The organism is Photobacterium sp. J15, from assembly GCF_963870815.1.
Classification (GTDB): domain Bacteria; phylum Pseudomonadota; class Gammaproteobacteria; order Enterobacterales; family Vibrionaceae; genus Photobacterium; species Photobacterium marinum.
Genome location: NZ_CAWMUI010000001.1, coordinates 1,391,629 through 1,413,268, shown reverse-complemented (window position 1 = coordinate 1,413,268; position 21,640 = coordinate 1,391,629). Strand labels below are relative to the sequence as shown.

Below are 21,640 nucleotides of genomic sequence, written 5' to 3'. Positions count from 1 at the left end.
AATGCTTTACGCCAATTTTTTGTCAGTTTATCATTTGTAATTATTTGACACAATTATCAGTTAGCCACAATAAAAATTTATAATTTGTCATATTTTTGCGTCCAGCATTATTAATAGAAAAATAATTAATGAAAAATAAAGCGCCCGAAGTTTCCGCTGCTCATCTTGATTTTGTCGATGACAAAACTGCTGCACTTTTACTTAATACCCCCCGTAGTGCCCGAGTCATACTTTGGGTAATCGTTTTATTTTTTGTATTTGCTGTGAGCTGGGCATCAATGGCGAAGCTTGATCAGGTAACCGTCGGCTCTGGTAAAGTCATACCTTCGTCACAACTTCAAGTCGTACAAAACCTTGAGGGCGGGATCGTTAAAACCGTGCTTGTTAAAGAGGGACAGCATGTTGATAAAGGCGAGAGACTACTACTGATTGATGACACCCAATTTCTTTCTGATTATCGCGAACAAAGCCTTGCCCTGGCTGGCTCCAAGGCAGATTCCGTACGTTTTCATGCCCTATTAAAAAGCGTCGCAGTTTACAAAAAGAACGCAAAGAGAAACTGGCGTGAAAGTGTGGCAGTAACCCGTCAGTCACTGGTGTTCGAGCCAAGCTTTTCAACTGAGTATTTTCAATTAGTTAAGCGCCAGAATGACCAGTATAAAGACAAGATGTCTGACATTGAAAACCAGCTATCAGTAATGGCTGAACAAATAAGTCAGAAAGAGCGCGAATTAATTGAAGCTCGAGCACGCCTTAATAATTTGCGTCGCAATTTAACAATTGCAAAAAAAGAAATTGATATCACTCAACCACTTGCGGATGAAGGAATTGTTCCACCAATCGAATTATTAAAACTTCAGCGTCAGTTTAATGACACCAACAGAGAATTAACATCAACAAAACTAAAAATACCGGTACTTGAAGCGGCCATTCAGGAAGTTATTTTTAAGCGCATTGATATTGCACTTAAATTCCGTTCAGAGGTTCAGACCGAATTAAACGAAACAAGCAATCGCTTATCCAGCTTAAAAGAATCGCAAATCGGATTAAAAGATAGAGTAAACAGAACAATTGTCGTTTCACCTGTAACAGGCACAATTCAAAAAATACATGTCAATACCATTGGCGGTGTTATTCAGCCAGGTATGTCATTAATTGAAATAGTTCCTACCGAAGACAACTTACTTATTGAAACAAAAATAGCACCTCAGGATATCGGCTTTTTAAGGCCGGGACTCAATGCTGTTATTAAGTTCAGTGCCTATGACTTCACTTTATATGGTGGGCTGTCTGGCGTACTGGAAAATATCAGCGCCGATACCATTCAAGATGAAGAAGGCAACAGTTTCTATCAGGTACGGATACGTACCAAAGATAACGACCTTAAAGGGCCAAATGGAGAACCACTGCCAATCATTCCGGGCATGACCGCGTCAGCAGATATCATCACAGGCAAAAGGACCGTCCTGCAATATCTGCTCAAGCCCGTATTGAAAGCCAGCCAGACCGCATTAAGAGAATAGAGAGAAAGAGAAAAACGATGCAATTGAGAAAGCTTGCGCTATTTACCGCGCTTACCTGGATAACCTCGCCGACATTTGCTCAACCGCTAGAGCAGGCTGTTGCACACACACTGGCAACAAATCCTGAGATCAAAAGTGCCTATAACGAGTACATGAGTCGCCATGAACAAATTGATGCTTCAACTGGTAAGTATCTACCTTCTCTCGATCTGGAAGCAGGTGTTGGTTACGAAGATTATGACAATGAACATGGAACCAAAGGCGACTTCAACCCTCGTGAAGTCAAATTGAGTTTTCGTCAGCTAATTTGGGACGGCTCTATCACCTACAACGATATTCAGCGCAATAAAGCTGAGACTGAGGCCCAGCGTTTCCAGCTTCTTTCCGATGCTCAGGACACTGCTCTTCTTGCTGCAGAAACCTACCTTGATGTGCTTCGGGCTCAGGAAGTTGTAAAGCTGTCAGAAGCGAATCTTGATGTGCATCAGCGAATCTTTCAGGACATAAAAAAACGAACAGTCTCTGGCATCGGCTCAACTGCAGATCTAGCACAAGTTGAAGGCCGTCTGGCCCGCTCCAATACCAACTTGCTGTCAGCTCACAGCAACTTGAACGATAAAATCGCAGCCTTTATTCGTGTAACCGGTGATTACCCGAAAGATCTGATTAAACCGGAAGTCGATATCAACTACATTGCCGGTTCACTGGAGGATGCAATGAAGCTGGCCCGCAAGAACAACCCGGTAGTCCAGGTTGCCTCAAACGATGTTGAGGCCGCACGGGTCCAATACGATCAGGCTAAAGGCGATTTCTACCCTACTTTCACTTTTGAAGCTTCTCAACAATGGGGAGAAGAAGTCAGTGGTACACCAGGTGATAACGATGAATTCCGCGCCATGCTGAAAATGCGTTACAACCTCTTTAACGGTAATTCAGATGCCGCAAATTCTCGCCGTGCGGCTTACCAGGTAAACAAGTCAAAAGCGATTCGTGACCGTGCACACCGCATGCTTGAAGAAAGTACCCGACTGGCATGGAGTGCAATGGAACTGGCTAACAACCAGACTCAGTACCTACAACAGCATGTCGACGCATCGGCCAAAACAGTCACCGCCTATGAAAAACAGTTCAAGATTGGTCAGCGTACCCTGCTGGACGTACTCAATACCGAGAACGAACTGTTTGAAGCGCGTAAGTCTTACCTTCAGGCACATTACAGCGGCATCTTAGCCAAGTACCGAGTTCTCAATGCAACCGGGCAGCTATTGTCTGAAATGCGTGTTGATCTGGCCGACAACTGGACGACATCAGTCAAATAAGGAAACAGGACCACATTATGAAAAACACTTTAATTACCCTGCTTTTTTTATCCCTGTTTGGCTGTGCTTCAACTCAGGTACCAGAGCCGGAAACCGTTACCCAGTCACGGGATCTGCGTGACTTCGACCAGGACGGTGTTATTAATGCGCGGGATATCTGTGCCGAAACACCGCAGCCTGCCATCGTTGATAACGATGGTTGCCCTGAGTACATCAAACGCAATGAAGAAAATGACATTCATATTCTGTTTGCCAATGACTCAAGCCGTATCCCCGACTCTTTCATGCGAGAAATCGAACGCACCAGTCAGTTCCTGAATAAATACCCGGAGACCGGAATCGAACTGAAAGGTTACGCCAGTAAAGTCGGCCGCAGTGAATACAACCAGAAGCTGTCTCTTCGCCGCGCTAAAGAGGTACGTAATGCCCTGGTGGAGAAAGGCATCGCCCCGGAACGAATTAACATTGTTGGCTACGGTGACACTGTACAGGTCGACGCAATGACGATTGAAGAATCTCATGCTCTGAGCCGCCGTGTTATCGCTAAAGTTGTCGGCGAGCAGCAATTTGTTGTCGAGGAATGGACAATTTTCAGGGTTCGCAGCAACTAATCCATAGTGTTGATTAATACCTTTTTTAAAAAGATTCACCTGTGGATCTTAATGATTTTATTGTCGGCCAGTGCCATTGCACTGACCGACAGTGAATTCATGCAAATCAGTAAGGTCCGTCACTATTACGGTGATCGGGCCGGACAACGAATGCAGGCATGGCGTGAAGTGATCAGAAGCCAGCACGGGAAAGACGAAAAAAGTAAGCTCGAAGCCATCAATCATTTTTTTAACCAGTTGAGGTTTGTTGATGATATCAAGCTCTGGGGAAAAGAAGACTACTGGGCAACCCCGCTGGAGTTTATTGGCGCAGCAGCAGGAGACTGTGAAGACTTCAGCATTGCCAAATATTTCTCTCTTCGCGAACTTGGCATCGACGACAGCAAGCTACGGCTTGTGTACGTAAAAGCCCTTGAGCTGAATCAGTTCCATATGGTGGTTGCCTATTACTCTTCACCATCAGCTGTACCAGTACTGCTTGATAACCTTGATAGCGACATCAAACCGGCAACTAAACGAAAAGATTTACTGCCTATTTACAGTTTTAACGGTAGCAAGCTATGGCTTATGAAGCAAAAAGGACAAGGACAACTGGCTGGCCAGGCTTCCCGACTGAGCGTTTGGAATGATTTACGCCAACGTTCAAGCCACATACAACTCCACCGACCGATTATTAACTTTGACGAGTGACCACAATGACACTGTACAGACAACTATTGATATGGATGCTGATTATATTTTTCACACTTATCACTTCAGTGTTCGTGATCCAGTTCAACACTACCCGTAACTTTCTGCGTGAACATCAAACAACTGAAATCGATAATGCGGTAAGTGCGGTCGGCATGGCCCTCGCTCCGTATCTGGAGACCGGTGATGATATCGCAATGGAGTCGGTTATCAATGCAACATTTGACGGCAGTTTTTACAATAAAGTCAGCCTGGAACTGTTTCAGGAAAACAAAAAGATAGAACGAGCTTATCCGGCCAAAATTACAGGCGTACCCGAGTGGTTCCGCAGTCGCATTGAAATCACCTCAATCACCCGCACTTCCACCCTGACCAGTGGCTGGATGCAGTTGGGCGAACTAACAGTCACCAGCAATCCTGCACATGCCTATCAAAAGCTATGGCATGCAACAATGCAGTTGGTTTTCGGTTTCTCTATTACCTTCCTGTTTGGTGGAGTGCTGCTTGTTTTCATTCTTTCCCGGGTTTTGCACCCACTCAAGGCAATTCAAAAAAGCGCCAAAGCCATGTCGAAAAATCAGTTTGGCAAACCACTTCAGGTACCACATACCCGTGAGCTAAGTGATGTGGTTAAGGCTTTCAACCATATGAGCGCACAGCTTAAGATGCATTTTGAACAGCAGGCTCAAGAAGCGGATCGCCTAAGGATTCGAGCTTTCCAGGATCCGGTTTCCGGTCTGGCTAACCGCAGTTACCTGATCACTCAGTTACAATCCTGGCTGAACGGTTCGTCCAAAGGTGGTGTTGTACTGTTAAGAGTTGATTTAATCAAAGACAGCTATGAAAAAAGCGGCTACGAGGCCGGGGACAAACTGGTTGAAAAGCTGGCGAACCGAATTAAAAGCCTGACTTCTGACAACTTCACTATTGCCAGACTGACACAGGCTGAGTTCATTTTGCTGGCACCGAACACCTCAACGTCCGAGCTTGTTTCACTGGGCAGGTCCATGCTTCATATGAGCGAAGAACTGCACAGCGATCCGCTTGATGTCAGCCCGGTACAAGCTGCCGTCGGTGTCGTTGTTCGTAACGAATCCGATACTATTTCGACCATTCTGGCGCAGGCAGATAACGCCCTGACACAAGCACGCCAGCAACCGAAAGAACCGCTGACTGTATTCGATAATGCCCAACAAGCTGCAACAATGGGTAAGCTGCAATGGAAGGCACTGGTTGACGAGGCAATTGCCAACAATCTGTTCCGGTTTAAGTTCCAGAAAGCCATTAATGACAACGGTGAAACGCTTCACAAAGAAGTTTTCGCCTACATCCAAAAAGGTGAAGAACGCTACACAGCCGGGCAATTTGTCGGTGCAGTTGAACAGCTCAATGCTGGCCCTCAGCTGGACATGCACATTATTGAGCAACTGTTCAAAAAACTCGAAGATGATCCTGAACTCGGTCCGATTGCCGTTAACATTACCCAAAGCAGCATCAGTGATACAGGCTTCATCCGCTGGCTTTGCAATAAAATGAAAGCAAACCAGGATCTGAGTGAACGCATCCTGTTTGAGCTACCAGAAATCAGCTTTATCAAACACAGTAACGATACCGATCTGCTGTGTGAAATGATCCATCAGAACAGTTTCGCTTTTGGTATAGATAACTTTGGTCATAACTTCAGCTCAGTCAGCTACCTCAGTAAAGTTCTTCCGGCTTATGTGAAGCTCGACTTTGCCTACACCACCCAGGTTGATAATGAAGTTAAGGCCGATCTGCTAACATCAATTACCCGTACAGCCAGCAACCTGTCAATTACAGCTATTGCCTCACGAGTTGAAACCACAAGGCAGATAAACAAACTGGCTGAGATGCAGGTCAAGGGCTTCCAGGGGTTTGTTGTAGATGAAATGAAACGCGAGGAAGCGGTATGAAAGATCCATTACTAAAATCGCTCATCTACGTCAGCCGTTACTATGGCCAGGCAAACTCACCAGATGCGTTGATTGCCGAATTACCACTGGCCGACGGTTTACTTACCCCTTTCCTGCTACCTCGTGCTGCAGAAAAAGCCGGCCTTCAAGCCAAAGCTAACAAGATGGCACTTGACGAGATCCCGCCTCTGCTATTTCCGGTTATCGCCCTGCTCAAAGGGGGTGACGCCTGCGTCATTCTTGGCATCGATAAAGAAAAAAATGAGGCTGAAGTCATTTTGTCCCATGACGACAGTTCACAACAATGGATTAGTGTTGATGAGCTCAACAAGCAGTACACCGGACAGCTTTTTCTGTTCAAAAAACGCTTTCGCTATGACGAACGTTCCCCGGAAATATTAAAAACCCGCGAAGGGCACTGGTTCTGGAGCACACTGTGGGAATCGCGATCCATTTACCGCGACGTGTTTATCGCTTCCATTCTAATTAATGTTTTTGCGATTTCTGCGCCGCTTTTTACCAGGCTGGTCTATGACAAAATCGTCCCTAACCTCGCCTTTGATTCACTCTGGGTGCTGGCTGTCGGTATCAGTATCATCTTTGTCTTTGATACTGTATTGAAGCTAATGCGGAGTTACTTCATTGATCTTGCTGGCAAAAAGTCTGATCTACTGATTTCCGCCAAGATCTTCGGCAGAGTGATGGGGATCAGGATGGAAGCCAGACCAGCTTCTGTCGGTGCGTTTGCCCGCCACATGCAGGAATTTGAATCCATCCGGGAGTTCTTTACATCAGCAACGATTTCATCGCTGATTGATCTGCCTTTTGCCCTGATGTTTCTGATTATCATCTGGTTTGTCGGCGGTCCACTGGCACTAGTGCCATTGATTGCCGTCGCTATCCTTGTGATCTACAGCATGTTCATTCAGAAGCCACTTCGCCGTACTATCGAAGAAGGATCTCGCCTGTCGTCCCAAAAACATGCCAACCTGATTGAAAGCCTGTCCGGACTGGAAACCATCAAGCTGTTTGGGGCGCAAAACCAGTTTCAATACCGTTGGGAAGAAGCCGTTGCTCACATGGCAAACTGGGGCATCAAATCCCGCAAACTGACTGATTCTGTACAGAATACGGCCGGTTTCCTCCAGCAATTTGTCTCTGTCGCCATGGTAGTGTTAGGTGTTTACCTGATTGCCGACGGACAGCTATCTATGGGCGGCCTTATTGCTTCAACCATGTTGAGTGGTCGCGCTGTCGGTCCTCTGGTTCAGCTGTCTTTACTGTCGACTCGCTACAACCAGGCGAAATCAGCAATGACTATCATTGAACAGCTGATGGAGATGCCAACGGAGCAAGAAGAGGGCAAACGCTATATTCATCGCCCGGTTGTTAAAGGAAAAATTGAATTTGACCGAGTAAGCTTCAGTTATCCGGACAGTTCCACTCCTGCCCTTAAAGATGTCAGTTTTACCATAAATCCAGGTGAAAAAGTGGCTATCATCGGGCGTATCGGTTCAGGTAAAACATCACTGGAACGCCTGATTATGGGGCTCTATCAGCCTACAGACGGTGCAGTTCGGATCGACGATACCGACATCAACCAACTCCACCATATTGATGTACGCCGCAACATTGGCTGTGTCCCGCAGGATGTTTCACTCTTTTTCGGTTCGATTAGGGACAACATTACACTTGGCCGCCCACTGGCTAGCGATAAAGATATCATGCTGGCGGCAGAACGTGCCGGAGTCACCAGCTTCACCCAGCAAGACAGCGCAGGCCTTGAAAAACAGGTCGGTGAAGGTGGGCGCGCATTATCCGGTGGGCAACGTCAGTCTGTTGCCATCGCCAGGGCACTACTTACCAAGCCACCTGTATTGTTAATGGATGAACCGACCAGCAGCATGGATAACCGCTCAGAGTTATTTATAAAACATCAGCTGGCAAATCTGACAGAAAAGGAAACCCTTATCCTAATCACCCACAAGACCAATATGCTGGATGTGGTCGACAGGATTATCGTAATGGAGCGGGGACACGTGCTTGCTGACGGCCCTAAAGCTCAGATATTGGAACAACTGCGCCAAGGCAGTATTAGTCGTGCCAATGCAGCTAACAACTAATCACAAAACGCTTTGTGCTTTAAAAACAATATCTGCAGAAAAGCCGCATGATGCGGCTTTTCTTTTATGTCCGAATAAACACCCAGCCCTCTCAAGCTGGCGAAGGATATCCATCAACAACGGCTTGCTCTCTTATCCGACGAAAACTATTCTCTATTTAAAGCCACTGAAAATAAAACAATTACCCTGACACTATTCGCCATCTACTGTCGACATCATGCTCGCCGCCAGGATAGGTTATGGAACTTTTTTTCATTCTGCTCACTCTCCTCGTAACTACCCGAATCTTTGGTGAAATTGCCGAACGTTTAGGACAACCGAGTCTGGTCGGCGAACTCATTGCCGGGATTACTCTTGGCGTAATTGCCGCACAATACACCGAGTTACTCCCATTCCTGCATGGCGTTGAACATGATCCGGTATTTCACGCCATCACAGATCTTGGCATGTTTTTCATTATGTTGCTGGCCGGACTGGAGCTTCAACCCAACAAACTGATCGAGTACTCCCGTGGAGCATTAATAGTTGCGATATTTGGTATGATTTTGCCGATGTTGCTGGGAGTCGGGCTGGGATGGCTGTTCCTGCCTCATTCAGATGTCTTTTTTGCTCAGTGTATTTTTCTTGGTACCGCCCTGTCGATTACTGCTGTCCCGGCGACTGTGCGAATTCTGATGGATCTTGGCAAACTTAATTCAGCTTCCGGACAAATAATCGTTTCTGCTGCTGTTTTTGATGATGTTCTAAGCCTGCTGTTGCTAACTTGGCTGACGGCATTAATCGCCACAGATCCTTCAGTCAGCAATGTCGAAATCATTCCTCTTGTGACTAAAATGGCCGCCTTTTTCATCATCACAATTTTTGTCGGGGTGTTCATTTTCCCGCTGGGTGGACGTTTCATAGGAGCAATTAAAGAGCGGGAATTTAAGTTTACCTCCCTGCTGGTCGGAGCGATGGCGTTTGCGGTGCTGGCGGAAGTTCTTGATTTACACTTTATCATCGGTGCCTTCATAGCCGGCCTGTTCTTCGACAGGAAAACCATCGACCCGGAAGCCTACGAAGAAGTTCGCAACAAAGTTTCTGCCATCACCTATGGTTTCCTGGCACCAATCTTTTTTGCTTCCGTCGGGCTTCATTTAGATATTACAGCCATTTTTGTTGTCCCTGTATTTGTCGGACTTCTTTTGCTAACGGCATTCTTAGGTAAGTTCCTGGCAGCCGGAGTTGCTGCAAAAATGATTGGGATGAGCTGGCAGGAAGCCACTGCGATTGGTGTCGGTATGAGTGCCCGTGGTGCTGTAGAGCTGGTCATCGCCGATATCGCCCTGAAAGCTGGATTATTTGATTCTCTGACAGTTAAACACCCGATAATTGACAACATATACTCTGCAGTCGTCATTATGGCCGTTGTGACAACGCTGCTAACCCCGATACTTTTGAAACTTATCTATGCGAGGCCCGAGAATACAGAGCCATGATTAAGCTAGGTTTAGCAGGGAGCACAACATATTTCACCTGAGGAATACACAGCATAAGGAATGGCAAAGTGATTTTCATTTTTATCGTCAACAGCGCCATAGCTGTCATTGCGGTCATTATCCATTACGAGTTTCTATATCACCTCACGACTCTCATTCCTAAAATGACCATATTTCATCGCTTCAGAATTGTTATTGGTGTTTTCGGCGCACTCATTGCACATACTGTGGAAGTCTGGATTTTTGCATTCGCCTATTATTGGATGCATCACCACGAAGGCTGGGGAAATTTATCCGGTAATTTTGACGGTAGCTTATTAGATTGCACTTATTTCTCTTTTACTACATTTACGACGCTGGGCTTCGGTGATATTGAACCGACCGGTAACCTGCGTTATCTCACTGGTATCGAATCATTAACAGGATTAGTTTTAATAACCTGGACAGCCTCTTTTCTTTATTTGGAAATGCGACGTTATTGGAACCTTGGAAAATAATTCATTTGTGTTACAAATAGTGATATTTGAGCTCATTTCATCATTATCAGAAATATTGCAAATACAAAAACTCACCTACATCAAATGTTTAATAATGTCTTGGAAAAGACATAAACCTCATACAATTCTCTACATAACCAGCAAAAAACGAAATATATCGCTATCAAAAATAACCACCTCAATGAGAAAAATTAAATTCAGATATAAAAAAAAGTAATGAATAAAGATGCGTTTTTGCGACTCAAAACAAAAGTCGGCAACCATTATTAATGGTAGCATCGGCATACATTTACAAAGTGTTACAAACACACTTTCCGATCATCCATTAACACAGAGAATGAGTTATGTGGAATAAATTAAATAAATCCATGATGATTTGCCAAATGATGTTTGGCCTGTCTTTTTACGGCGTAATGGTTATTTTGACCCGCTTCTTCTTAGAAGATCTCGGGTACAGTGAAGCCGATACCATGATGGTTGTTGGTGCGTTTTCATCTATTGGTCCTTTATTCGCAATTGCCGGTGGTTTTATTGCAGATAAATTCCTTGGAGCTTATCGCTCACTAACCTTCAGCTTCAGCGGTTTTGCTGTCGGTTACACCCTCTTGGTGCTAGGCGCATCGACCCTAAACGTACCAATGAGCCTGGTGGGTATTGCATTGGCAAGTTACTCCCGAGGTCTGATGTCACCTTCTTACCCAAGCCTTTATAAACGCACTTTTGCTACAGAAGAAGACTTTGAAAACGGCTATCCGGTAAACTACTCCGTTAACAACATCGGTGCTTTCCTTGGCCAGTACCTGTTCCCGATGTTTGTTCTTGTTCTGGGTTTCAACGGTAGCTTTGCCCTGTCTGCATCAATGGCATTCATTGCTTTCGTTATCCTGGCGATATTCCGCAAACAACTGAAGACCGTTGCCGCAGAAATCGATCAGAAGCCAGTCAGCGCTAAAAACTGGGCTGCATTTATCGCCGTCTCTATTTCAATGATTAGTCTGGTGTTCTTCATGTTTTCTAACATGGATATAGGTCAGAACATCGTATATGCGATCGGTGCAGCAGCGATCGGTTACTTCATCTCTCTGATGCTAAAAGCAGAAAAGTCAGACGCACTGAAGATGGGTACAATCCTGATCATGAGCGCGCTAACTACCGCATTCTTCGTTTACTACGGCCAAATAATGACTTCCATGACCATGGTAACCATTAATACCATGCGTGGTGATTTGTTCGGCTTTATTCCATTTGCACCAGAAGCTTCTATGGCGATGAACCCGCTGTGGTGTATCGTCGGTGGCCCAATCGTTGCGATAACTTTCTCGAACCTTGAAAAACGCAACATCAATTTCTCTACCGCAACAAAGGTTGGCTTTGCCTTTGTCCTGACTGCGATTGCGTTCGGTATCCTGACGATGGCAGTGATGTCTGTCGGCCCAGATGCGATTATCCGTCCTGAAGTATTCCTGGCCGTCCACTTCTTCCAGGCTCTGGCTGAAGTTATTGTTGGTAGCCTGGTGGTAGCCTTCATCCTGTCTGTGGCACCTAAACATATTGAAAACTTCTCAGTCAGCCTGTTCTCTGTTGCTATCGCACTGAGTGGTATCGTTGGTGCGGTATTCTCTACTTCTATCGCTCTGGAAAAAGGACAGGAAATCACTCAGGAAATCGTACAGACAGTTTACGGCGGCTACTTCAGCACACTAACCGTACTAGCTGTAGTGATGGTAGCAGTGGCTCTGATGGCGTCACGTGTCATCCGCGCAATGCTGAAGAGCAGCGAAGAAGCACAAGGGGTGGCGATGCCGGAGGCTGAAGGTTAATACCTCTTACCTTTTATTATTCATAACAATGGCCTCCCAAGGGAGGCCATTTTATTCCAGGAATCTGTTCAAGAACCTGTCTGCTGCTGAGCAATCGGCGATGCAACCTTTAATGATAAGGTCAGGTTGAAGCAGGCCACCGGTTCATTACCGTCTTTATCCGGGCACGTTACCGTTACTGACACTGGCTCATTAATTCGCTCACCGGTCATACAGCTTCTGTCCAACATCTCACGAATCATACTTCCCTGATAACAGCTAAAGACCACATCCGCTTCCGGGCGGCGGAAGAACTCACCCTGAACCGATTTGAATGCCAGTGAGACATCCATTCCCGAGTGACCAGCCATCTCCATCGCCAATAGTCCAGCTGCCACATCAGCGCCAATAGCCAGGGCTCCGAAGTACATGCTTTCCAGATGGTTTTTAGTTTTATCATTCAGCGGAATTTTCAGAGAAAGATGTTCATCACTAATTTCTAATATCTTGGGCTCGCAATAATCAATCAATTTGACCTTCTCTTGAGCGAACCTTTTCAACAGCTTATTTGCCTGAGCGACTCTGCTATCCATGGCCTTGCCTCTTTAAGCTAACTCATTAGACCAGTTAAGTCGCCAATATGAAAATTGTCAATTTTCTATACATCAATAGCTAAAAACTACAAATAAACCACCTGAAAAGAACAAAAACACCGCACAAAATGATGAATGACACAATAAATCGGATCTCGACAATTAAGATATTGATCAAAAGCGCAGACATATTACATAAAGCCTTGATAATCTTCCCATGAATTGCTTCCGGCCAAGATCAAAACCGGGAGCAACAACCCGACATTTCCGATTAACTAAAAATACGATTAAAGACCCTCTCCCCTGAAAAGGCTGAGATGGCTAAGGACTACTATGAATGGAAACCATTTGGCTTAAAAACCCATTAGCTATTTTCACCGGAACTGATGAAGATGCCCGCGGTGGTGTCGTTATACAAGGTGATAAGGTTATTGAGCTTGTCGGTTCAGGTAACGAACCGAGCCAGAAAATAGATGCTGTTGTCGATGCCAGCCAGCATGTTGTCACTCCCGGACTAATTAATGCCCACCACCATTTCTACCAGACTCTTACCCGTGCCTATCCTGACGCACTTAACAAAGAGTTATTCCACTGGCTGAAAACCCTCTACCCCATATGGGCAGGACTCGATGAAGAGATGATGAGCCTGGCTACCGAGTTGGCTTTGGTAGAACTCATGATGTCCGGCTGTACAACGGCTTCCGACCATCACTACCTCATCCCTACCGGGCTTGAACACGCAATTGATCTCCAGGTTGAAGCAGCAAAAAAACTGGGCGTACGTGCGATTTTCACCCGGGGCTCAATGAGCTTAGGTGAAGACGACGGCGGCTTGCCTCCCCGTCATACCATTCAGAACGAGCAAACTATCATAGACGACAGCCTGCGCCTGATCCGTGACTACCACCAGCGCGGTGACGGAGCCATGATCCAGCTGGCTCTTGCGCCCTGCTCTCCATTCTCTGTGACTACCTCACTAATGAGGGAAACCGCCCGGATCGCAAAAACTGAAAATATCATGGTTCACACCCATCTTTGTGAAACCATTGATGAAGAAGACTTCTGCCTGCAACAATTCGGATTAAGGCCGGTTGATTACCTCGAAGATGTCGGCTGGCTGAACCACAGAACCTGGCTGGCACATGGTATCCATTTTAACGACGAAGAAATTAAACGCTTAGGTGAAGCAAAAGTCGGGATCTGTCATTGCCCATCATCCAATATGATGCTGGCCTCAGGCATATGCCGAAACAAAGAGCTGGAAGCCGCTGGAGCAAATGTCGGCCTTGGCGTTGACGGCTCTGCATCCAACGACGGCTCCAATATGATCAATGAAGTTAGAATGGCGCTATACATCCAGCGACTGCGCTATGGCTCCGCTGATGTTACTCACTTCGACGCCCTGCGCTGGGCAACTTCAGGATCAGCCAAAGCGATGGGCCGCAGTGATATCGGCACTCTTGCCGTCGGTAAGCAGGCTGATATTGCGATGTTCCGCTTAGATGATATCCGCTTCTCCGGTGCCCATGACCCGCTAGCCGCGCTGATCCTGTGCGGTGCCCACCAAGCAGACCGTGTTATGGTTGCCGGTCAGTGGCGGGTTCACGATGGTCATGTTATCGGAGTTGATCTTGAGCAGTTGCTGCACAAACACTGTAATGCAGCCAAACGTCTGGCCATGAAAGCTCAGCAAGCCAGATAATTAGTTAAAATCTATTAAGATCTAAGCCGATCCAAATGATCGGCTTTATTCATGTTCCTCTAGCCCGCAACCTCTGAGCACTATACGAGTCAGAAATGCCGCTGCTTCAGTAAAGTCCTGATCATCAAGCTGTTCTTTTTCCATCACCTTACAAATCTGCCAGCTGAAGTCAGCATAGGTTTGTGTTGTTGCCCAGATAGTAAACATGAGATGCTGCGGCGATACATTGTCCATCGCACCCTGCTCAATCCAGTTTTCAAACTTGCTGATGATCATCTTCGACTGGCTTTGCAACTGGTCGGCAATGTCCTGAGGCAAATATTTAGCACCGGACATCATTTCATTCGCGAACACTTTCGAAGCATAAGAGTGATCGCGGGAAATCCTCAACTTGGCTTTGATATATTCACTCAAAGCTTCAGCCGGATCGTCAAGCAACTCAATGGGTTTTGAGGCTTGAAGCAAAGGCTGAGTCACACTCTCCAGCACAGCCCTGTACAACTGATCTTTCGACTTAAAGTAATAGTAAACATTCGGTTTCGGCACTCCGGCTGCTTTGGCAATGTCGGCGACTTTCGCAGCAGCATAACTCTGCTCGGCAAAATACTGGCAGGCGGCCTGAATGATCTGTTCCTGGTTTTTCTCTCTGATTCGCGACATTAAAGCCCCGTCTCCTACACTGTACTTATTCAGTACTTTGTTTTTACTGCGATAAATCATAATGGATCTGGTATGACATCGAAAGTGACATCAAAACATCCGTAACTCAATGCCAATGACATTAAACCCTTAGCAAGATTTGAGCGTATCTGATACCGAAAAGACCCAATATCATTAGCAAATAGTGCCTTGAACGGAGCCTGTAATGAACAAAACGGATGATCGGAATTTTGCTAAAGTCCCTAAAAGCCGCATAGCCAGAATGACCAAACTCGGCTCACTAGCCTCACGTATAGCAACAGGTATGCTCACCGAAGGTGTCAGACAACTGGCTAAAGGTAACCGACCCAAAACCAGTGATTTGCTGCTGACACCGGCTAATGCGATTCGCGTTGCTGATCAACTTGCTCAGCTTCGTGGTGCAGCAATGAAGGTCGGCCAACTACTTTCTATGGATGCAGGTGATCTGTTACCAAAAGAACTCGCTGAGCTGCTTTCACGCTTAAGGGCAGACGCCAGAGCGATGCCGATCAGCCAACTAAACCATGTTCTTGAAACAGAATGGAATCCGAATTGGCAGACTCAATTCAGTCAATTTTCATTTTACCCGGTGGCTGCGGCATCTATTGGTCAGGTCCATGCCGCCAGTACACATGACGGGCGCCATCTCGCACTGAAGATTCAATATCCGGGCATCAAGGAAAGTATCGACAGTGATGTTGATAATGTAGCAACTCTGCTGAATATAAGCGGCCTAATTCCCAAAGAGGTCGACTTTAAAGCTCTGCTGGAAGAGGCCAAACACCAACTTCATGCCGAAGCCGATTACCAGCTGGAAGCACGCTTATTACGCACCTACAAAAGCCTGCTAGCTGATGATGATTATTTGCTGCCAGAAGTATTCGACGACCTGACAACAAGTAATATTCTGGCAATGAGCTATGTTGAAGGTGAGCCCATTGAGTCACTGAGCAATCAGTCACAATTTATTCGTAACAGGGTAATGGAGCTGGCATTCAAGCTCCTTTTCCGTGAGATTTTCGAATTTCGACTAGTACAAACTGATCCTAATTTTGCCAACTTTCTCTACAACAAAAGCACGCACCAATTGGTTCTACTCGATTTTGGTGCCACCCGCCCCTATCCTGACTTTATTTCGGAAGGCTACCGTCAGTTAATGAGCGGTGCCGTTACCGATAACAGAAAAATGATGCAAGACGCGTTGTGCCAAATCGGCTTCTTCAGCCAACCGATAGAACCTCAGCAACAAGAAGCTGTGATTGATCTCTGCGTTCAGGCTTGCGAACCCCTCAAATTCAACGGTGAATACGATTTTGGTGTAACAGATTTGGCTACCCGAATACGTGATGCAGGTACGGCACTAAGTATGGAACAGGGTTACTGGCATACACCACCGGCTGATGCCATTTTCCTTCACCGGAAGCTTGGCGGCCTTTACCTGCTTGCAGCCCGGCTGAAAGCCAGAGTCAATGTCAGCCGGATCTTTATGCCCTATTCACTATAATTCGACTTCTTTGCGTCATTCACGGTGAGGCTGTTTTACGGTGGAGCCATACTCTTTAACACCTATACCCAGTCCCGGCTAAACCACCATCCCGCCGGGGCTAATCCATAGCCAACATAACGGAAATACCTGTGCAAAATTGTCTGTGATTAGTGTCACATATTTCTTGACCCAAAAGTCAAGTATTGATTAAATAGCCCCCATCAACATTCCCTCCCCTTTCCAACCGACAACGAGTAACGAGCCTATGACAACAAACCGTGTTGCGCATCTGAAGATGTTTATCTTTACAGCATTGATTAGTCTTTCTTTTCCGATTGGCAGCTTTATCACTGCGCAGCTGAATCCGTTGGTTGTCACCTGGGTACGTTATCTGCTTGCCAGCATTCTGTTTCTGGGATTATTGCTGGTACAGAGACAACTTCGACTGCCAAGTGCCAGAGATCTTGGTCGTTATACCTTGATCTGCCTGCCGGCGCTGACTTACTTTGTGGCTATGTTTATTGCCCTGCAAGATACCAGTGCGCTTGATACCAGTGCGTTATACACAACCGTACCCTTAATGAGCGCATTGCTGGCAGCAGTCATTTTCAGACGCAGAACACCAATGACTGTCATCATTGCCCTGCTCGGCGGTATGCTCGGCGCCGGACTGATTATTTTCCGTGGTGATCTTTCTGCCGCATCTTCAATTGCACTGACAACATCGAATAAGATTTACCTATTCGGCTGTTTCGCCATGGCGCTGAACCCTATTGTTGTGAAAAAACTCTATAGGGGTGAGTCGATTACTTACATGACATGCTGGACATTAGTCTGTGCAACCGGCCTTCTTACTCTTGGTGCAGGCTTAAAACTAGTCGCAACAGACTGGTCGTCAGTTTCGGTAGATATCTGGATGGGTATCGGCTATCTAGCGGTATTTGCCACAGCTCTTAGCTTCTTCCTGTTTCAGCAAGGAAGCGTAGCACTTGCCCCGGAACAGGTTTCGGCTTACACATACCTGATCCCGGTAATGGTATTGATCGTGAACCGTATGCAGGGGCATATTGAGCCATGGTCACACATCGGCTATGGCGTGGTCATTGTGATGATTTCCATGCTGGTGATGATAGGCAGCTCTTCATTCATTGCCGCCATACGCCGTCATCAACATCACTAACCATGGTTAACAATCAGGATTAACCCGGCGGCCATTTCATTTCGCGGCCGCCCAATAAATGCAGGTGGATATGGAAAACCGCCTGCCCGCCTTTCAGATTACAGTTCCATACCAGACGATACCCGTCATCCGCTATATCCAGCTCCCGCGCAATCTGGGTCGCCGTTAGCATCATATGGCTGATCAGCCCGCTGTGACTGTCATTGAACTCATTGATAGTCGAGATATGTTCTCTTGGAATGATGAGTATATGAGTCGGTGCCTGCGGATCATTATCCCTGAAAGCAACGACCTGATCATCCTCATAAACCAGACTCGTCGAGATCTCTTTGCTCGCAATTTTGCAGAAAATACAATCCATTAGATTCCTCGCTCAATCTTGGCAGCTTAACTATATTTAGATAGCCAGAATATCTTAAGCATAAGCGCTACATCAGGATTTCTCTAAGTGGAGTATGTCGTAGCACTGAGATCATTTTCGGGAAGGAGCCGCAGCAATGACGACAGCATTCATTACCCACGGAGATTACCTGCTGCATACAATGGGGGAGCAACACCCGGAGTGCCCCGAACGCCTAGGTGCCATCACTAGCTATCTGGCTTCTACTGAATTAGGAAACCAGGTCACATGGCTCTCTGCTGAGTCAGCAACAAACGAACAACTGGAAAGAGTCCACCCGGCTGACTACATCCGCAAGCTCGACAGTATGCAGCCGCAACACGGCCTGGTTTATGCGGATCCTGATACCGCCCTTAATCCCCATACCATGCATGCAGCACGGCTCGCCGCCGGGGCGGTTACCATGGCAACAGAGCTGGTACTTTCAGAAAAGATATCGAATGCATTTTGTGCTGTACGCCCGCCGGGACACCACGCAGAACACAACACTGCGATGGGTTTTTGCTTTTTTAATAATATTGCCGTGGGGGTCGAACAGGCACTGACTCATGATGAGATCGAACGGGTTGCCATCCTCGATTTCGACGTTCACCACTGTAACGGCACCGTAGATGCGTTCAAAAACAGACCGGAGGTGCTGGTATGCTCCACCTTCCAGCACCCTTTCTATCCCCTGCGCTATTACGATATCCAGCGGCCAAACATAGTGAACTCACCATTACGTGCAGGAACAACAGGTTATCAGTTCCGTAACGTCGTTGAACAAGACTGGCTTCCGGCCCTGCATTACCACCAGCCACAAATGATTTTTGTCTCAGCGGGTTTTGATGCCCACAAAGCGGACCCACTCGGGCAACTTCTGCTTGATGAAAGCGATTATCGTTGGGTGACAAAACTCATTGTTGATGCGGCAGCGTGTTACGCCGATAACCGAATAGTTTCGACGCTGGAAGGCGGCTATGACCTTGAAGCACTGGCCCACAGCGTTCATACCCATATTGATGTGCTGGCTAATGGTTAGAAAACAGAATCTACAACCTGATAAGAATGAATAACTGCCATACGTTGTTTTAAAAGCAAAATCTTCGACTACTCAGCAACCACCCCTGACAATGCTACAGTTTTGACTAATATTGTCAGAATACTAACTAGCGTCGGAGAGTAAGTCGCTATGAGTAACCACAAAGAACAACTCAGCAACAAAGTCCAGGGAAAAGTGATTGTCCCTGATGATCCCGACTATGAAGAATCCAGACAGATCTGGAACGCGATGATAGACAAACGTCCGGCAGCCATTGTTCAATGCTCGGACGCTTCGGATGTCCTGGAAGCCCTTAACTATGCCAAGGCTAATAACCTGGAGATATCGGTGCGAGGCGCCGGTCATAACATTGCCGGCAACTCCATTTGTGACAATGGCCTAATGATTGACCTGTCGACAATGAAGCGCGTTCAGGTTGATCCTGAAAAACAACGCGTACAAGTCGAACCCGGTGTCACTCTGGGTGATTTAGATGCCGCAGTTCAGGAACACGGACTTGCCACACCAGTAGGTATTAACTCTACCACCGGAATTTCAGGGCTCACTCTCGGCGGTGGTTTCGGCTGGCTGACCCGTAAATACGGCATGACCATCGACAACCTCATCTCTGCAAAGGTAATTACTGCTGATGGTCGTCAGTTAACTGCTTCTGAAGATGATAACGCAGATCTCTTCTGGGCCATTCGGGGTGGAGGCGGTAATTTTGGCATCATTACAGAGTTTGAATTCCAGCTCCATTCTGTCGGCCCGGAGATCCTTGCAGGATTAATGGTATTCCCATTCGAACAAGCCAAACAGATTCTGACTCAATATCGTGAGTTTGTCGAAACAGCACCGGAAGACTTAAACGTTTGGGTTGTATTGCGTAAGGCTCCTCCTCTTCCTTTTCTTCCTGAGGATGTCCATGACAAAGAAGTTGTTGTCCTGGCAATGTTTTACACTGGTGAGATAAAAGAAGGAGAACAGTTAATCGCACCGTTGCGCAGTTTTGGTGATGCTCATGGTGAGCACATCGGTGCCCAACCTTATACAGACTGGCAGCAGGCCTTCGATCCCCTTCTGACACCAGGACAACGTAACTACTGGAAATCGCATAACTTCACCGAATTAAGCGATGGAGCCATAGAGCAATTAATCTCTTACGCAGGCAAGCTGCCGACCTCTCAGTGTGAGATATTCATTGGATTGCTGGCCGGAGCACCAAACCGGATAGACAGCAATGCAATGGCCTACAGCAGCCGTGACGCAAAGTTTGTTCTCAATGTGCATGGCCGCTGGGAAGAAGAATCAGATGATGAAAAAGCGATAAGCTGGGCCAGGGAATTTTTCAAAGCCACTAAGCCATTTGCATCAGCCGGTGTCTATGTCAACTTCATGACTGCCGAGGAAGGTGAACGCGTATCAGACGCTTACAGCGTTAATTATCAGCGACTGGTAGAGATAAAAAGAAAATACGACCCGCAGAATATATTTCATTTAAATCAGAACATTAAGCCATAGGAGCTTCGTTCTCATCCTCGAACAGTTTATACACTTATCCGAGAAGCTTTAACTGGTTCGAGAAATGAAAAAGCCCCGACATTTCTGTCGGGGCTTTTTCTAAAATGGCGGAGTGCTCTGGGTATGGCGGATTTGCATCAAATCCCTACCCACGCAAACTAAGAACGAAAAAAAACCGCTGTTAGTACAGCGGTTTCTTCAAATATGGCGGGCTACATGGGACGAGTATGGGTACTGGTATCACAAAGGCAGTATTTAGTATTATCAGAGTCTTAATGGTAAAAGGTTTTTCAATCATATGAAAAACCTTTTCTTTTGTGGCAATTAACGATAATAGTGCAGTGTTAGATAATAACTAAACTCAAGTTCATGACATTACAAACCTGCCGAATGAGCCTACTTTATATTATCTGCGAATCAAACAACAAAATTAGATTCTGTATAAGACAATTCACCTTCCAATTTGACTCATTAATTTCATGTAACCATCTAGCTTCCCTATAGCATCAAGCATCCTAAATGAGTTGTTTCCAGCCGCATCTCATACCTGTAATTCAGTAAAAAAAATCAACAAAAGCACATCTCTTTCAAATAAAGGTTATGAACATCCTTACAGATATTAGACGTGAGAATGATTTTTTATCTTGAAAAAAGCGTCCCATTCGCTTGATTTTTATGTATGGTTGATGATGGCTTATTCGAATAAAAAGACTTAACAATCAATATCATACTCATCAGATGGCTTTAAACTCTATTTAATTTTATCCGATGGGAATTTAGGCCTAATATAATAGGAGTCACAATCTAGCAAAACAAAAAATATCATTACCATTAATATTTCAGTTTAACTTATTCTTATCTATAAACCTACATTCTTGCTCGTACTCCGTTATTCACATTTAATAAAGCATAATTCTACGAAGACAAATCATTTTAACTCAAAAGCATATCTAAGCTTCTTTATAACTGCAGACCTCTGAAGTACCTTTCTAAGGTTAGAATGTAGATGACTCTATAACTTACATCCTGAATAGGGTTTCCATCGAAGTGTTTTTAAAATATTTATAAATAAAATTCTAAAA

17 protein-coding genes are annotated in these 21,640 nt (G+C 45.9%); 14 read left to right on the top strand and 3 right to left on the bottom strand.

Annotated features, from left to right (window positions below; translation table 11 throughout):
• Window positions 1–128 precede the first annotated feature (128 nt).
• The 9 genes from AACQ93_RS06670 (at window position 129) to AACQ93_RS06630 (ending at window position 11,995) form a co-directional block, all read left to right on the top strand.
• Window positions 129–1,523, top strand: a complete 1,395-nt coding sequence (locus AACQ93_RS06670; protein ID WP_064603072.1) for an HlyD family type I secretion periplasmic adaptor subunit — start codon at window positions 129–131, stop codon at window positions 1,521–1,523.
• Window positions 1,524–1,540: 17 nt separating this feature from the next.
• The gene (locus tag AACQ93_RS06665; RefSeq protein ID WP_064603069.1) at window positions 1,541–2,842 is read left to right on the top strand and encodes a TolC family outer membrane protein; all 1,302 of its coding nucleotides are present in this window, start codon (window positions 1,541–1,543) and stop codon (window positions 2,840–2,842) included.
• 17 nt (window positions 2,843–2,859) lie between these two features.
• Window positions 2,860–3,453, top strand: coding sequence for an OmpA family protein (locus AACQ93_RS06660; protein WP_064603066.1), 594 nt, complete (start codon window positions 2,860–2,862; stop codon window positions 3,451–3,453).
• Window positions 3,454–3,504: 51 nt separating this feature from the next.
• The gene (locus tag AACQ93_RS06655; protein ID WP_064606543.1) at window positions 3,505–4,143 is read left to right on the top strand and encodes a transglutaminase-like cysteine peptidase; all 639 of its coding nucleotides are present in this window, start codon (window positions 3,505–3,507) and stop codon (window positions 4,141–4,143) included.
• Window positions 4,144–4,178: 35 nt separating this feature from the next.
• Window positions 4,179–6,077 carry an EAL domain-containing protein gene (locus tag AACQ93_RS06650; RefSeq protein ID WP_232323292.1) on the top strand — a complete coding sequence of 633 codons (1,899 nt, stop codon included), beginning with the start codon at window positions 4,179–4,181 and terminating at the stop codon, window positions 6,075–6,077.
• Window positions 6,074–8,200, top strand: a complete 2,127-nt coding sequence (locus AACQ93_RS06645) for a type I secretion system permease/ATPase (protein ID WP_064603060.1) — start codon at window positions 6,074–6,076, stop codon at window positions 8,198–8,200. The genes AACQ93_RS06650 and AACQ93_RS06645 overlap by 4 nt, the downstream gene beginning before the upstream one ends.
• Before the next feature lie 239 nt (window positions 8,201–8,439).
• Complete coding sequence (locus AACQ93_RS06640; protein ID WP_007462314.1) at window positions 8,440–9,678, top strand: cation:proton antiporter; 1,239 nt, start codon at window positions 8,440–8,442, stop codon at window positions 9,676–9,678.
• Window positions 9,679–9,746: 68 nt separating this feature from the next.
• Window positions 9,747–10,175: an ion channel gene (locus tag AACQ93_RS06635; protein WP_064603059.1), complete on the top strand. Its 429-nt coding sequence runs from the start codon at window positions 9,747–9,749 to the stop codon at window positions 10,173–10,175.
• Between the two features lie 344 nt (window positions 10,176–10,519).
• The gene (locus AACQ93_RS06630; protein ID WP_064603052.1) at window positions 10,520–11,995 is read left to right on the top strand and encodes a peptide MFS transporter; all 1,476 of its coding nucleotides are present in this window, start codon (window positions 10,520–10,522) and stop codon (window positions 11,993–11,995) included.
• 68 nt (window positions 11,996–12,063) lie between these two features.
• On the opposite strand, the gene AACQ93_RS06625 is transcribed toward AACQ93_RS06630, so the two are convergent.
• Window positions 12,064–12,567 (bottom strand): DUF4442 domain-containing protein, encoded by a 504-nt coding sequence (locus AACQ93_RS06625; RefSeq protein ID WP_064603049.1) that lies wholly within the window; start codon window positions 12,565–12,567, stop codon window positions 12,064–12,066.
• A gap of 337 nt (window positions 12,568–12,904) precedes the next feature.
• On the opposite strand from AACQ93_RS06625, the gene AACQ93_RS06620 reads away from it, so the two are divergent.
• Complete coding sequence (locus AACQ93_RS06620; RefSeq protein WP_064603042.1) at window positions 12,905–14,269, top strand: 8-oxoguanine deaminase; 1,365 nt, start codon at window positions 12,905–12,907, stop codon at window positions 14,267–14,269.
• Between the two features lie 45 nt (window positions 14,270–14,314).
• Here AACQ93_RS06620 and AACQ93_RS06615 read toward each other — a convergent pair whose 3' ends face one another.
• A complete protein-coding gene (locus AACQ93_RS06615) occupies window positions 14,315–14,929 on the bottom strand; it encodes a TetR/AcrR family transcriptional regulator (protein WP_064606540.1) in 615 nt (204 codons plus the stop codon).
• Between the two features lie 205 nt (window positions 14,930–15,134).
• Here AACQ93_RS06615 and AACQ93_RS06610 point away from each other — a divergent pair, with 205 nt between their 5' ends.
• Window positions 15,135–16,454: an ABC1 kinase family protein gene (locus AACQ93_RS06610; RefSeq protein WP_064603040.1), complete on the top strand. Its 1,320-nt coding sequence runs from the start codon at window positions 15,135–15,137 to the stop codon at window positions 16,452–16,454.
• Between the two features lie 247 nt (window positions 16,455–16,701).
• Window positions 16,702–17,616: a DMT family transporter gene (locus tag AACQ93_RS06605; RefSeq protein ID WP_084419010.1), complete on the top strand. Its 915-nt coding sequence runs from the start codon at window positions 16,702–16,704 to the stop codon at window positions 17,614–17,616.
• 19 nt (window positions 17,617–17,635) lie between these two features.
• Here AACQ93_RS06605 and AACQ93_RS06600 read toward each other — a convergent pair whose 3' ends face one another.
• Window positions 17,636–17,977 (bottom strand): histidine triad nucleotide-binding protein, encoded by a 342-nt coding sequence (locus AACQ93_RS06600; RefSeq protein WP_007462295.1) that lies wholly within the window; start codon window positions 17,975–17,977, stop codon window positions 17,636–17,638.
• Window positions 17,978–18,113: 136 nt separating this feature from the next.
• Here AACQ93_RS06600 and AACQ93_RS06595 point away from each other — a divergent pair, with 136 nt between their 5' ends.
• Together AACQ93_RS06595 and AACQ93_RS06590 are read left to right on the top strand one after the other, a co-directional pair.
• Window positions 18,114–19,037, top strand: a complete 924-nt coding sequence (locus tag AACQ93_RS06595) for a histone deacetylase family protein (protein ID WP_064603038.1) — start codon at window positions 18,114–18,116, stop codon at window positions 19,035–19,037.
• Between the two features lie 150 nt (window positions 19,038–19,187).
• Window positions 19,188–20,558 (top strand): FAD-binding oxidoreductase, encoded by a 1,371-nt coding sequence (locus AACQ93_RS06590; protein WP_064603037.1) that lies wholly within the window; start codon window positions 19,188–19,190, stop codon window positions 20,556–20,558.
• Window positions 20,559–21,640 lie beyond the last annotated feature (1,082 nt).

What these genes read in the sequence shown, in the direction of transcription:
- AACQ93_RS06605 (WP_084419010.1), top strand. Translation starts at nt 16,702, where the DNA reads ATGACAACAAACCGTGTTGCGCATCTGAAGATGTTTATCTTTACAGCA.
- AACQ93_RS06630 (WP_064603052.1), top strand. Translation starts at nt 10,520, where the DNA reads ATGTGGAATAAATTAAATAAATCCATGATGATTTGCCAAATGATGTTT.
- AACQ93_RS06620 (WP_064603042.1), top strand. Translation starts at nt 12,905, where the DNA reads ATGGAAACCATTTGGCTTAAAAACCCATTAGCTATTTTCACCGGAACT.
- AACQ93_RS06645 (WP_064603060.1), top strand. Translation starts at nt 6,074, where the DNA reads ATGAAAGATCCATTACTAAAATCGCTCATCTACGTCAGCCGTTACTAT.
- AACQ93_RS06660 (WP_064603066.1), top strand. Translation starts at nt 2,860, where the DNA reads ATGAAAAACACTTTAATTACCCTGCTTTTTTTATCCCTGTTTGGCTGT.
- AACQ93_RS06670 (WP_064603072.1), top strand. Translation starts at nt 129, where the DNA reads ATGAAAAATAAAGCGCCCGAAGTTTCCGCTGCTCATCTTGATTTTGTC.
- AACQ93_RS06665 (WP_064603069.1), top strand. Translation starts at nt 1,541, where the DNA reads ATGCAATTGAGAAAGCTTGCGCTATTTACCGCGCTTACCTGGATAACC.
- AACQ93_RS06655 (WP_064606543.1), top strand. Translation starts at nt 3,505, where the DNA reads ATGATTTTATTGTCGGCCAGTGCCATTGCACTGACCGACAGTGAATTC.
- AACQ93_RS06595 (WP_064603038.1), top strand. Translation starts at nt 18,114, where the DNA reads ATGACGACAGCATTCATTACCCACGGAGATTACCTGCTGCATACAATG.
- AACQ93_RS06625 (WP_064603049.1), bottom strand. Translation starts at nt 12,567, where the DNA reads ATGGATAGCAGAGTCGCTCAGGCAAATAAGCTGTTGAAAAGGTTCGCT.
- AACQ93_RS06590 (WP_064603037.1), top strand. Translation starts at nt 19,188, where the DNA reads ATGAGTAACCACAAAGAACAACTCAGCAACAAAGTCCAGGGAAAAGTG.
- AACQ93_RS06600 (WP_007462295.1), bottom strand. Translation starts at nt 17,977, where the DNA reads ATGGATTGTATTTTCTGCAAAATTGCGAGCAAAGAGATCTCGACGAGT.
- AACQ93_RS06615 (WP_064606540.1), bottom strand. Translation starts at nt 14,929, where the DNA reads ATGTCGCGAATCAGAGAGAAAAACCAGGAACAGATCATTCAGGCCGCC.
- AACQ93_RS06640 (WP_007462314.1), top strand. Translation starts at nt 8,440, where the DNA reads ATGGAACTTTTTTTCATTCTGCTCACTCTCCTCGTAACTACCCGAATC.
- AACQ93_RS06650 (WP_232323292.1), top strand. Translation starts at nt 4,179, where the DNA reads ATGCTGATTATATTTTTCACACTTATCACTTCAGTGTTCGTGATCCAG.
- AACQ93_RS06610 (WP_064603040.1), top strand. Translation starts at nt 15,135, where the DNA reads ATGAACAAAACGGATGATCGGAATTTTGCTAAAGTCCCTAAAAGCCGC.